Consider the following 12,864-nt stretch of genomic DNA (forward strand, 5'->3'; position numbering starts at 1 on the left):
AGCGCTCAGGGATTTCAGACCATGACGATCCTGTGCGGAAGCGCCATAGAATGCCATTGAGTACCATGCGATCATCGACGCGGGGTACACCACGAGGTTTGCATGGCAACAACGGCGCAATAATCGACCATTCGCGTTCTGTAAGTTCATAGCGGCGACGTGACATCAAAGACCTCCAAATCCGAGACCTTTGAATCACTAATCCATTCAAATAGCTAGACTATTTATGAGTGCGCGGCCTAGTAGGTTATGCGAATAATGACAGTATCCGTGTAGACGCCAGCTGGTGGCGTCGCCTGCGGTAAAACACGCCCGTAAACGGGTATTAGCGTCGAAGTTCCTGTGCCAGCCGCACTATAGGTTTGCCCACTTGCATCCCCCCATGGCTGAAGATGCTGGCTGTCTTTATACAAGCCGTAAGCCACACTGTTGTTTCCATTTTTCATAAGTCGTGCGGTAGGTGAAACGCCACCTGTTTCTAAAGCGACAGAATAATTCGTAGTTTGTGTGCAGGAAAGATGAACTGCTCCCTGCGCAACGACATTATCTTTCAGAAGGCCATGCGTACCAAAATTAATATTATTTGGTGCCAGAATATTGCACTTCGGGCTGACAGTCGCTTGAACAGTAAAGTTGGCACTCGTAGACAATGTAGCACCAAGTGAGCTGCAACCAAGCAAACTTCCCAAAGAACCATAGCGTATCTGGGTACCTGCAGCTCCGCTAAAGGCACTGATATATTGACCAGGTGTCAGATTTTGTTGACCTGGAACAGATGCATAAATGGGCCAGCTTTGTGTCACAGTACCCACTTGTGCCGTCATACGAAATAAGGGGGCATCACCAAACAGAAGACCGCCTGTATAACCTCCCCACGGCACTTGCCTATTGGCGTCAGAGTATATCTGATATTGAAGGCTACCGCCTGGGCCTGTAAGCAGGCGCGTGCCAGTTGTTGCACCACCTGACCCATCACCCACACCGGGACAAACGGCTATACCGAGAAGCAGGTTTCCTAAGTCGAGCGCGGTCACCGAGCAAGTCATGGTCAACAACCCTTGTGTAGTTGTTGCCGTACTTCCCAAAGTATCAACTGTACCAAAATTAATAGGACTTGATATTGTCGCTGTGCAGCTCAAAGCTTCCGAGTGGCTGGCAGAGAACGTCGACCATGATATTCCGAGTAGAACAATCATACAGATTTTCACAAAAAGTTTTATTGGCATACCACGTTCTCCAAAGTGACCTGATGGCCTTTGACTGCATGAAACGAAAAATCTGCGCGACAAGTCGCATTACCGTCAACGCTATCTGGAAGTTCGATTTCAACACTATTGCTGGCAGTTAGTCCGCGGACGTAGCTTTGCCCATCATAGCCCACAACAAACGACTCGTCTGATGCCACAAGTCGACCCTTAGCCCCGACGGGTATAGCCGCACCATCTGAACGGACAAACGTCACCAGAGCTGTAGCCTTGTCGGGCTGAATTCCAAAACGAACGACAACCCCAGCTTTTTCTGCGGGTGTTACCTCCGTTCGTGTGGCGGGGATATCAACATCGACTGGCAGGTTGCTTGGATCGATCTCAATAAGATTTTTTTGCAATGACAGCAGATCAGGCACAAGGAGCTTACCGTTTCGACCTGTCCTGCCGGCTGATCGGTTGTGAACCGTTACGGGCACATCTGGTGCACCGGCATCTACGACGGCAAAGGCATCGAAAATACGATCTGATAGAAATACGCCACCTCCGGCAGAAGCGATAGCTCCTGAGACTTCTAAAGTGCCGCCGCTCCCGGCATCGTATTGACGACCTGTCGCTTCCAGCCGTGCAACCGGGGTTCGTACTGTGACGCCCGCCTGCCTCTCATTGAAGTATCCTTCTGAGCTCTGAAGGCGCCATCCAACGCTCCATGGATCTCGCCCAAGCGGATAACTATAATCAGTTAAAAGGCGAGTGCCCTGATCTGTCGTTTCTACACCCGAGGAGACAGAGCCACCGCCTAGCGGCATTGAAAGGCCGACAAACATTCCAAATGAACCAGATTGGGCTACATCCATGTAGCCATTCGCATAAAGCGTACTTTTCCCGACAAACGGGCGGCTATACGATAGACCTAGGATACTTGAACTTTGCCCGTCAAAATCCTTGAGATAAGCAAAGTTCAGATTAAGCGTAGAGCCGTCGCGAAACATTGGTGGTGATAGCGTTACCTGATCGATAGAGCGGGGATTTTGAATGGTGGTTAACTCAGAAAGGTTCTTGGTCCTCGAAGTGATAGAAGCAATATCGTTGTAATCGCCTATGATTTTTTGGGTACTGGCGAAAAATCGCCAGTCATAAAATGACGCTTCCAATGAACCGCCAACACGGTATCCGATAACACCATCGGCATGGCTTGCAGCGGCATTCATCGATACGATGCCAAATGAGCCAACATTAAAAAGCGCAGCGGCCCCACCTGAAATCAGCCCGGCACCGCCTTCTGCATGGGCTTCCAGCGTCAGGCGTTGCGTAAGCCCATAACGTATGCTGCCAGAACCGACAAAACGATCATCATACTTGTCTGTTCTCAATCCAAAATCGCGGCGCGCAAAACCACCCTCAAAGCTGAAGTCGAACAGGCCTTTCGTCAACATGCGCGACGAAACGTAGAAAGGCATTTCTTTAATTGTTTCACGGCCAAACTGATCTGTAACAATCACCTGTACGGTGCCAGGTCCACTGACAAATGGGACTCCTGTCACCTGAAACGGGCCAGTACTAACTTCCCCAGTAAAACGTCGCAGATTGTTTGCATAGACTTCGACCGTTGATGGGACTGCTGCACTGCCGGTCAACTCCGGCATCGGCATAGTGACTAGGTCGGGACGAAGATTAAAACTTCTGCGGATCTGCACGCCGCCGAGCCGTACTGGGCGTGTCCATGACAAACCGCCAGTAATGATATCTCCCGCTGCATACGTCATTAAGCGCTCAGGATCAGAATAACTCCAGCTTGAGGCCAACCGTCTAGAAGCATAGGTCTCATTGGGAGCTGACGTAACAATAAAGCCACTTTCTACAAGACCAAACGCGGAGAACGCCCGGGCATCAAACGAGGCCGAAAGGCCCTGATATTGGGGCGAACCAAACTTATTATCGCTAGAGAAATTGCCAAAGACTGAATAATTGAGGAGCCCACCAAGATCGCGCGTAAGTTTTAACGCTTCGACATTCTGCGAAGTATCACCAATTTTTCGTGGAACACGCGCATCATCTGTCGCATCGAAATAGATAGATTGGGTAGCATGGTCCACGCGGTAGGTAACGTCTTTTAAATCTTCCAGCGCAACATACTTATCTGATTGTTTGATAACTTCCCCGGCTTGAAGCCCAACACCGTTCAGCTGATCGGCAGGCATAGAAAAAGTCCCATCCAAAGATTTACGAACGACTGCGACCATTTCGGTGGAAGCACCATTAACATAAACTTCAAGATAGAGATCTTGAGTTGAAATCTCGGCGCTAGCATCGCCTTGAGTTATCTCTGGGGACGCCGATACAACAGGCCAAGTCCAGAGTGAAGTAAACAAGCAAATGAAACTAGCCACCCGAACTAATCGAGACGCTGGCACGGATTGGTCCCTTGTCATCTTCTGCTGTCAAAGTGAATTTACGCCCCTGAACGGCAAGACCGGCAGGAATAGCGAAGACCCATTTTTTTGTGCGGCCACCCAAAACATAGCCAGCTAGGCCGTCAATGCGCGCGACTCCTTTTCCATTATGATCTTTCAGAAGAAGCTGACTAACTTTGAGACGGTCAGCACCAGTATTCTGAGCTGACAATATCAATTGCCGCCCGTTAGATGATGCGGTCCATTTTACTTTCGCACCTGATACTGATGTATCGTTAAAAAAGACCGGAAGTGACTGCCTGACGAGAAAACGAACACCACTTCGCGTTGCGTTCGTAGCTGTTGGAAGCTCATCTACCAACAATCTGTAGGTCTCTTGCCCAGATTTTGCCTTTGCTATCCGCACAACCCTGACTGATTGCTGTGCACCCGGCGCCAATTTCACCATCGGCGGGCTTGCAACAACTTCTTTGGTTGGCAGATATACATCTTCTCCACCCCTCTGGTCCCATTTAAAGACGCGCAACTGAACATTAATTGGCACCCTCCCATCATTACGAATAGTTACAAGACCAGCCCCGGCCGGCGCTGTTAAACTCAGTCCAACCGGAGTGACATGTAGGTTAGTTGCAAAACTAACTTGAATGCAGACAACAGAGGACAGCAGCGCCACGACGAGCGCATGAATAAGCCATTTCATATTCATAATATGCTTCCGTTAATACATGCGTATTCGACGCAATGACGCTCCGAAGATTGAAAACCGCGTTATCAAAGACAACCACTAAATGCGCCAAACTCAATACAGGGTGCGGCGCCTCAATAAGTCAATGTGACTTGAACCGTATCCTGATAAACACCGGCTGAAGGTGTATCCTGAGCCGGAACACGCCCATAAACATTCAACGTTTGTGACGCCCCAGTTCCCGTCCCTGAATAACCATTCGTCGCCGATCCCCAGAGCAAAGTATGTTGCGCATCGCGATAAAGTGAATATTCTACTGTTTCAGTACCACCCGACTTGGTCATAAGACGCATTGCTTCAGTGGCGCCCGTCCCCAAACCTTCATCCAAAGCAAGCGCAAAACTAGCGCCCTTTGTACACGTTACAGTAATTTCGCCTGCTTGCGTTTTTTCTGTCGCAAGCAAACCTGTTGTTCCAAAATTTACCCCAGCAATAGTATCTAGTGAGCATTCATTTTGAATGGTTATTTCAACACTTAGATTACCATTGATATTGGTTTGAGCTATTACGGCTGCGGGATATAAAGGAAAACATATTAACACCGCGCCAAGACCAATTTTGCATAAAATTGCACTTTTTTGCACGAAATTATCCACCTCCTCTAATAAAAATTCTATTAGACCAGCATGCTAATAAAATTATACAACAATAACAAAATGTCAATATTTTTCATAAAAATAAATGATAAATATTATAAGTATTAAATTAACTTATGATTTTTAAGATACTGCACGGTTATATTTCTAATACAAAATTCGAAAATCAATTATGGAAAATTAAAATAACTAAAGTAGTTAGATAGTGATTTGTGATTTTCAATTTATTTTCGAGTCCCATAAAATTTAAGATAGTATATAAGATATAAATATTATCTTGAAAATTATCTTTTTATGTCGTTGAATCTAGAAAATGTCGTTTTTCAATTTCCAATGAAATATAAAAATTATTTCCTCATGCATCTATGAAATCATTTTATTTAAATATAATATAAATAGAAATAACTACCTTTCACGAAGCGATTCACTCGCTCTATTAAAAGGCTTGATCAGATATTCGAAGACAGTCTTAGCGCCGGTATGAATATCAACCGTGGCAATCATACCCGGGACGATTGGAAAACGCTGTTCATTCTTGTTTATGAGCGCATCGGTCTCAGTCTTGATAAACACACGATAGTAATATTCCTCAGGCTTGATTTCGTCCTGAATAGTATCGGCAGAAATACTAACGACCTTGCCTTCCAACGCTCCATAGATGGCATAATCATAAGCCGTGATTTTTACAGTCGCCCGCTGATCCGGGTGAATATACGCAATATCGCGCGGCAGAACCCGCGTTTCGATTAGCAATTGTTCATCAAGTGGAACGATCACCATCAGCTTGCCATTTGGCGGCACAACACCGCCAATGGTTGCGACTTCAATATTCTTGACGATACCCCGCACAGGCGAGCGTAGCGTCATACGTGCTAGTGAATCGGAACGGCCGCGGATAACAGATGAAAGCGAATCTACTTCGGCATTTGCCTTGGCGAGTTCCTCACGTGCTCGGACGATATAATCAGATTTTATCTCAGTTTCTTTGAGCTGAAGCTCAACCAGTTGCCGTTTCAGGCGGATCACTTCAACATTGCTCGCCGCACCCATTCTAGTCAACGACTGACTGATATTCAGCTCATCCTGCACCAGTTCTTTTGATTCAGAGATCCATTGCAGCGCCTCTTTCAAGCTTTGCTTGCGCGCTTCAAAAAGCCTTGTTTCCGAGGCGACAAGCGCAGGAAACATCTCCAGTTCCAGTGAAAACTGTAGCTCCGTCTGACTGACTTCGGCGTTGAGGCGTGCCGAGCTTGCAAGTGCAGCGCGGTATTTTGCGGAACTTTCCTGCACGCTCGACTCTGTCACTGTTGGATCAAGCTGGGCCAGTATCTGCCCCGGCTCGACCACATCGTCCTGGCGCACCATCAGCTTGGCAACTACACCACCTTCCAGCGACTGAATAACCTGTTCCTGAGATGCCGGCACGACCTTGCCGGTTCCTGTTGAAACCTCGTCCAGCAAAGCCACATAGGACCAACCGATAAGTACTGCAAAAAAGATGAAGACCAGCCGCACGAAGCGTTTCGACCGCTTAAGCTGCTGTCCCTGTTCGCTTCCATTAACCCAGGCACCAAAGTCTCCGCCCACGGCCGCCATTTAATTCTCTCCGGGTTATAATGTCTTTGTTGGTTCCACCTTGCTCATGCCACGCAGGGTTTGAAGCCCACGTTCCTTGCTGTCGTCCAAGACAACCTGACCATTCTCAATCACAATGAGACGCTGCACCAATTCAAGAACACGCATGCGGTGTGTTGCGATAATCACCGTGCGTCTAGCTCTCCACTTGGCAAACTGCTCGATAAAGTGGCGTTCTGTAGCCTCGTCCATTGTCGATGTGGGTTCATCAAGCAGGACCACCGATGGGTCACGGATAAGAAGCCGCGCCAGAAGAATTGCTTGCTTCTGGCCACCGGAAAGACCGCCGCCCCCTTCATGCACCAAGTGTTCCAGCCCCTTCGGCAGCTTACGCACAAAACTATCAGCACCGACCATAGCCAACACGCGCTGAATTTCAGCATCCGATGCACCCGGTGCGCCCATGGTGATGTTTTCACGCAGCGATCCAAAGAACAGCCGCGAGTTCTGCGTCAGCAACCCAACATCACGTCTAACATCTGCGGGATCAATTTGCGGCAGAGAAAAATCATCCAGTAAAACCTCGCCGTCAGATGCATCGAGCAATCCCGACAACGCCATCAGAAGCGTTGATTTGCCGGTGCCGTTGCGACCAAGAACAGCAATGCATTCGCCCTGCTCAACTCGAAGGTCTTTGACCAGCAACACTGGCGGCGAACTCTCATCACCGTAACGAAACAGCGCACCTTTAAACTGGTAAGCCCCGTTGATTTTTGGGCAATGAATCCGGGTTTCGGTGTCAGGATGATCAACTGGCATCTGCATGAGTTGATCAAGGCCTTTTTTGGCGATACGGGCATGTTGCAAGCGGCCAAGAATTTGCGAGAGCTGCCCCATAGGTGCAAGCATCCGTGAACCGAGAATCGATGCACCAACCAGTGCGCCAGTGGTCATGTCGCCTGCAATAATCAGCGGAGCACCGGCAAAGACCGTCAAAGCATAAACACCGCCTTGCAGATTCTGTGTCCAGACGCTGAGACTGTTTGTGAGCGCACGCAATCTGATCTGCGCTTCGCCTGTTACGGCGTTAAAGTAGTTCCACTGCTGCTGAAAACGATCCTCCGCCTGAAGACCTTTTATATCTTCGATCCCCTGCACGGCTTCCACCAGCATGGCATTGCGCAGCGAGGCTTCGCGCATGGCCTGGTTGGCATAAACCCGCAGACGCCGCTGCAAAAAAAGTCCCGGTATAATCAGCGCAATCAAAGCACCCAGCGGAATGACAACCATCCAGCCAGCAAGGAACCAGTAAATGACCAGAAACATGAAGAAAAAAGGCAGATCGGCAAGGGCTGAAACAGTTGTTGACGTCAGCAGTTCACGCACTTGCTCCGTATCACGAAGCTGGGCGATGAAAGAGCCGGTTGATGTTGGTCTCGCGCGATTTTTAACGCGCAGTGCATGACCAAAAACCACATCTGACATTTGCAAATCAGACTGTTTGCCCAGCACATCGATGATGCCCATACGTGCACGCCGCATAAGAAAATCAAACAGAAGGGCCAGCAAAACACCACTGAACAGAACGTAAAGCGTATTGAAAGATTGTGCAGGTACAACGCGATCATAAACCTGCATGGAAAAGAGAATACCCGCAAGCCCAAGAGCATTGGCGATCAGCGATGCCACCAGCACATGGCCGTAAGACCCCATATCGCGAAACAGAATGCGTCGCAGCCAGTTCTCTTCAAAAGGTTTTATATAGGCATCGACACGCGCATCAGGAACAGTTTTGGAGGGGCGCGCGAGAATAATCTTTTCGGTCTCAGCCAGAAGCACATCAAGCTTGAAAGGCTGCTGCAAACCTTGCTCGCCAATCATCCAGACACTGGCTTCCCGATCTTTCGAAAGGGTGTCTACGACAGCGAGCTGCCCGTCAATAAGCTTAAGAACAAAGGGCAAGTGCCACGTCGAGAGTGAGATCGTCGCCGGATCGACAAACCTTATTCCCAAGCCTACGTGTCGCGCAATAGAGCTGATCTTTGAATTTTCATCTGTGCTGATGCTTGCAGCTGCCGCAATCTTAGCGCCCTGCTCCGATATGGGAATGCGATAATGCTGAGCGACATGGCCAAGCGCTTCAAGCCACTCATCTGCATCAAAGTTTTCCGCCGGCTTCTTCAACTGTTCAGTGGGTTCATTCAAAACAGGACCATCAAAGCCCGGAGGATTTTCGTCATGCCTCATAGACTACCTCCGCCTGTCCGCAACATGGATGCATTAAGACCAAAACTCTGGCGCATCTTTCCGGAACTGTAGAGACAATTGATATCCAGACGGCGGATGTCATGAACCGTGTTGGCTGTCTGGAACCGTGCTTCATGCAGTTCCTGTTCGGCATTCAGCAGATCAAGCAGCGTTCTTGTGCCAAGCTCTACATATTGCTCCCGATAAAGATCTCGGGTTTTCACCATCATGTCGGCACGTGATTGGAGCGAACCCATAAGCCGGCTCAACGTGCCGATCTGGCTGCGCGACTCCATAAGATTGCGCTGAACATCGAAGCGCACTGTGCTGATTGCCGCCTCAGCCGATTGCAAGGCATAAGCGGCTGCGCGTTTGCGTGCGCCTGTCTGCCCGCCGTTGTAGAGGCTAGAGGATACATTCACGCCGACTGAGTATTCAGGCTGCCGGTCGTTGCTACGTGTATCATCGCGCGAGGCGTTGAGATCATAGCCGGTCGTTGCCTCCAGCGAAACTGTCGGCAAGCCATCAGCTCGGCTCGCTGCAAGCTGCGCTTTGGCTTCCTCGCGTGCAGCTTGTGCCTCAAGCATCGCTGGCACCTGCTCCCAATCAGGAGCGGTTATGCTACAGGAATTTTCCAGCCATGACGGCACGGATGACACCGGGTGGGGTGACCCACCACCAATGAGTGCGGAAAGTGCGACCTGCCAGCGGCTCAACTCCGATTGATATTGGAGTTGAGTTGCGAGCGCCGATTCAACACGCGCGTCTGCCTGTACCTTATCAGACATGGTACTCGCGCCTTTATCGGTCCGTTCTTTCACAAGACCCGCAATTTTTTTAACGCCATCGACCTGTGCCTGTGCATAGGACGATAGAGTACGGTATCGCTGCACTTCAACGATTGCATTAGCGGTATCGCGTGCAAGATTGTCAACCGTGAGAAGCAAACGCGCATGGTTGATGGCCTTGCCCGCACGCTCCGTCTCGACCGCACTCGATACTTTGCCAAAATCATAAAGCATCTGCGACGCACCAACATTAAACTGCGGCCGCCATCCATTTGAGTTGCTACTCTGATAGCCGGAATTCACCCCTGCTTGTAGCTTAGGATAATAACCCGCCAGTGCTGCGCGTACGCGTTCATCCGCCGCCAAAATTCTTCCAGACGCTTCATCAACGGCAGGGTGCCAGCCAAGCGCCCGCCGAACAGCGGTTTCCATCGTGAGGGAACCACCATCCGGCAACTTGGGCGCAGACTTGGGAGAGGCGGTATTCGTAACAACACTCCTGTCAACGGCTGGTACGGGGGCAGAACCAGCACTTGACAGGAGCCACGGAACTTCAGTCTTCTTTGACTGAGCAAGGTTGTCATTGCTCAAAGCAAGATTGTTTGCAGACATTTGGCACGCAGCCAAAAGGCATGAAATCAATGATATTGTCGCGAAACGTCTTAAAATCTGGAGTTTTCGCATCGAGTATCCGTTATGACCGGCACAGGCCGATATTTCATGATGACCCTCGCCGCCGTAGCCTCGACGGCGAAGGGAAATCTCGGCGGATCAGACCGCGTGTGTCAGGTGGAGATCATCCTCAAGGGCAAGCGGATCGGGCACAAGATGACTGAGCGGATCTTCGAATGTATCTGGATTTTCGCCCACATCAGCGCTGTTACCATTCGTCGTGGAAGCTGAAACAAAACTGTCTTGATCAAAGGTTTGGTCTTCCCCGAATAGTAATGTGAGATCACCGCTACCGTCATCAAACAATACACTTTCCGTCAGACTGTTTTCAGCAGTATTTTCATCAGAGGAACCGACCTCTTTGACTTCAGCAAAATCACCAATCGGAACGACATCACTCTCAGTGTGATCTGCTCCGTCTGCGTCACCACTTCCATCATTGGGTACAGTATAAGCAGCCAGCAGATTGTCGTCCGTCTGACTATCGGTATCAGCGTTCTGTTCAACCGCAGCTACGATGTCGTCATACACAGCGTCTTCTGCAAAGCGAGCAACTGATATGTCGTTCCATTCTTGGATCTCGACAGTAAGGTCTGCTGTCGTTTCGTGACCGTTTGGCAGCACGATCTTATAAGTAAAACTTTCCGACGCTTCACGATCGGCATAGCTCAGATTTGAGTGTGGTTGATAATTATAAGAACCATTACTGTAGATCGTCAGATCACCGTATGTCCCGGTAACAACCGTTCCGGTTGCAAGAACATTTATGAATCCCGTAGAATCCTGAACCTGCAATTTTGCAGTGACTGGCAGAGCACCATCATTGTCGAACAGATTGCCAGTCGTGCCAGAGTTGCTCTGTTTAATGAATTGATCGGTATAGGTAACATTGACATCAGTAATAACACTGACAGCACCCGCTAAGCCGCTCAATGTAGCATGGACCCGATAAGTTCCGGGGATTAGATCAAGGCTGCCAATGTCAATAACTTTCGCAGGCCCCAAAAGACCAACGAAAATTGAGTAGCTTTTATCGATATTCACGTCTACCCAGTTACCATTTTCCAGGCGCTGAATGGCAACCGTACCGTTCGCGACGGCAGCTGTTGTCATATTGACGGTCACAGTTCCGGTAGCATCCATGTTGCTTCCGATAATGAACTCATCGCTGTTAGTCTCAGCATTTCCACCAAGAATGGCTATCAAAGGCTGGGTCTGATTAACGAAAGCGTTATCCACTACATTGGCCCAGATTATGCCAGCCGTATCGGTATCGTCAGTTGCGGCGAAACTATATGTCGCATCGTCTTCGAAGTTATTGTTATCCCAAACCAGACCCTGACCATCGCTATCAATTCTGATGTTCAACTCTGCTGTGGTGTTCGTATCCGTCAGCGGATCATATTTGGTGTAGGTGAACTGGTCGACTTTGCCGATGCTCTCCAATGTTCCATTCGGCGTGTACGTGTAAGAACCGTCCTGATGGATTACCAGATTGCCATACTGACCCACAATTGGTGTTCCTTGCGCTCCGGCTGCAACCTCATATGGCACACCGCCAACAGTAACACTGGTTACAATATGGCCTGAGCTTATAGCTGCTCCATCGTTAGCAAGGACATTGCCCTCAACGTCTTCAACCTGAACACCGGAAGGCTCAAGATAATCGAGATCCGTTCCTGAAACCTGAAGATTGCCAACGAGCCCAACACTCAACAAACTTTGTGAAGCGGCAAAGGCACGATAGGTACCCTCGCCCAAAAGCGCACTCGCTTGTGCAGTGTTACCAAGCAGTGTCAGGTTCAGCAGTGTCGCATCACCATTACCATCAACGGATGACCACGTGCCATCCGGCATCAGCTTCTGAACAACAATTGTCGTGTTTGAAGCGACGTCCACACCTATCAGCTGGGAGTAGCTGAACTGCAGATTCTGTTGATGACCTTGTGCAACCAAAAAGTTGCTGGATGGAACACTCAACACCGTTACATCCGCACCAAGCAGCCCAACCAGTAGGACATAACTTGCATTCGGATGGGTAACATCGGTTTCGGTCGGCAAAATGCTCACTTCTGCGGTCACATTGTCCACGATCGGAGCCGTGCTGGCTGGATCAATCAATGGAGCAGTTGCAGAGGCAGATTCAGAGACGTTTTCCGCCGCATCCTCAAGCGTCGCCGATAGCTGACCACCGCCGCGTTGCGGCGGGTTGAGGGCAATCTGGAAATTGCCGTCGCTGTCAACATTGCCCTCGCCGACAATATTATCATCGGCATCACGAATAACAACTTTTGTCTCCGGCTCGCCCTTACCACTGATGCTATTACCGTCTGGGCTGACGCTCAGGTCTGTAGGTGCGGCGGGCGCCAGCGTATCCGGCACTGTTGCAGCGCTTGCTTCCGACTGATTGCCCGCCTCATCCGTCTGGGTAACCAGCAAATTATGACCATTGCTTTGCGCAAGTTCATATGTTGCAGAACCTCCCACTCCCAGCGGAACCGTTGCAATAATGCTGCCATCAGCATTGTAGATCGTCGCTGTCCCACCCGGCTCCCCGGTGATCGTCAGCGTCACACCGTCAGAGCCGACTGTAACCGTTGGTGCATCCGGATCAAGCGTATC

9 protein-coding genes are annotated in these 12,864 nt (G+C 49.7%); all 9 read right to left on the bottom strand.

All coding sequences use genetic code 11. The annotated features are described in order from the left end of the window. The coding region (locus ABE530_RS18900) for a transposase (RefSeq protein ID WP_499695619.1) at window positions 1-166 on the bottom strand (166 nt) is incomplete at its 3' end. Between the two features lie 73 nt (window positions 167-239). Beyond that, complete coding sequence (locus ABE530_RS18905) at window positions 240-1,226, bottom strand: Csu type fimbrial protein (protein WP_499695611.1); 987 nt, start codon at window positions 1,224-1,226, stop codon at window positions 240-242. After that, window positions 1,217-3,577 (bottom strand): fimbria/pilus outer membrane usher protein, encoded by a 2,361-nt coding sequence (locus tag ABE530_RS18910; RefSeq protein WP_499695612.1) that lies wholly within the window; start codon window positions 3,575-3,577, stop codon window positions 1,217-1,219. Before ABE530_RS18910 ends, ABE530_RS18905 begins: the two co-directional genes overlap by 10 nt. A gap of 10 nt (window positions 3,578-3,587) precedes the next feature. After that, window positions 3,588-4,325: a fimbrial biogenesis chaperone gene (locus ABE530_RS18915; protein WP_499695613.1), complete on the bottom strand. Its 738-nt coding sequence runs from the start codon at window positions 4,323-4,325 to the stop codon at window positions 3,588-3,590. A 113-nt stretch (window positions 4,326-4,438) separates the two neighbouring features. Beyond that, the gene (locus tag ABE530_RS18920) at window positions 4,439-4,948 is read right to left on the bottom strand and encodes a Csu type fimbrial protein (RefSeq protein WP_499695614.1); all 510 of its coding nucleotides are present in this window, start codon (window positions 4,946-4,948) and stop codon (window positions 4,439-4,441) included. 417 nt (window positions 4,949-5,365) lie between these two features. Beyond that, a complete protein-coding gene (locus tag ABE530_RS18925) occupies window positions 5,366-6,556 on the bottom strand; it encodes a beta-barrel domain-containing protein (RefSeq protein ID WP_499695615.1) in 1,191 nt (396 codons plus the stop codon). A 15-nt stretch (window positions 6,557-6,571) separates the two neighbouring features. Continuing rightward, window positions 6,572-8,782, bottom strand: coding sequence for a type I secretion system permease/ATPase (locus tag ABE530_RS18930; RefSeq protein ID WP_499695616.1), 2,211 nt, complete (start codon window positions 8,780-8,782; stop codon window positions 6,572-6,574). Next, window positions 8,779-10,182: a TolC family outer membrane protein gene (locus ABE530_RS18935; protein WP_499695617.1), complete on the bottom strand. Its 1,404-nt coding sequence runs from the start codon at window positions 10,180-10,182 to the stop codon at window positions 8,779-8,781. The genes ABE530_RS18930 and ABE530_RS18935 overlap by 4 nt, the downstream gene beginning before the upstream one ends. A 159-nt stretch (window positions 10,183-10,341) precedes the next feature. Next, window positions 10,342-12,864: BapA/Bap/LapF family large adhesin (locus ABE530_RS18940; protein WP_499695618.1), on the bottom strand; the 2,523-nt coding region annotated here is incomplete at its 5' end.

Origin of the sequence: Brucella sp. TWI559 (assembly GCF_039674265.1) — a bacterium.
In the GTDB taxonomy this organism is placed as follows: domain Bacteria; phylum Pseudomonadota; class Alphaproteobacteria; order Rhizobiales; family Rhizobiaceae; genus Brucella; species Brucella chromiisoli.

Bases quoted from the DNA above. Each gene is read 5' to 3' on its own strand.
- ABE530_RS18905 (WP_499695611.1), bottom strand. From the start codon at position 1,226: ATGCCAATAAAACTTTTTGTGAAAATCTGTATGATTGTTCTACTCGGA.
- ABE530_RS18915 (WP_499695613.1), bottom strand. From the start codon at position 4,325: ATGAATATGAAATGGCTTATTCATGCGCTCGTCGTGGCGCTGCTGTCC.
- ABE530_RS18925 (WP_499695615.1), bottom strand. From the start codon at position 6,556: ATGGCGGCCGTGGGCGGAGACTTTGGTGCCTGGGTTAATGGAAGCGAA.
- ABE530_RS18930 (WP_499695616.1), bottom strand. From the start codon at position 8,782: ATGAGGCATGACGAAAATCCTCCGGGCTTTGATGGTCCTGTTTTGAAT.
- ABE530_RS18935 (WP_499695617.1), bottom strand. From the start codon at position 10,182: ATGTCTGCAAACAATCTTGCTTTGAGCAATGACAACCTTGCTCAGTCA.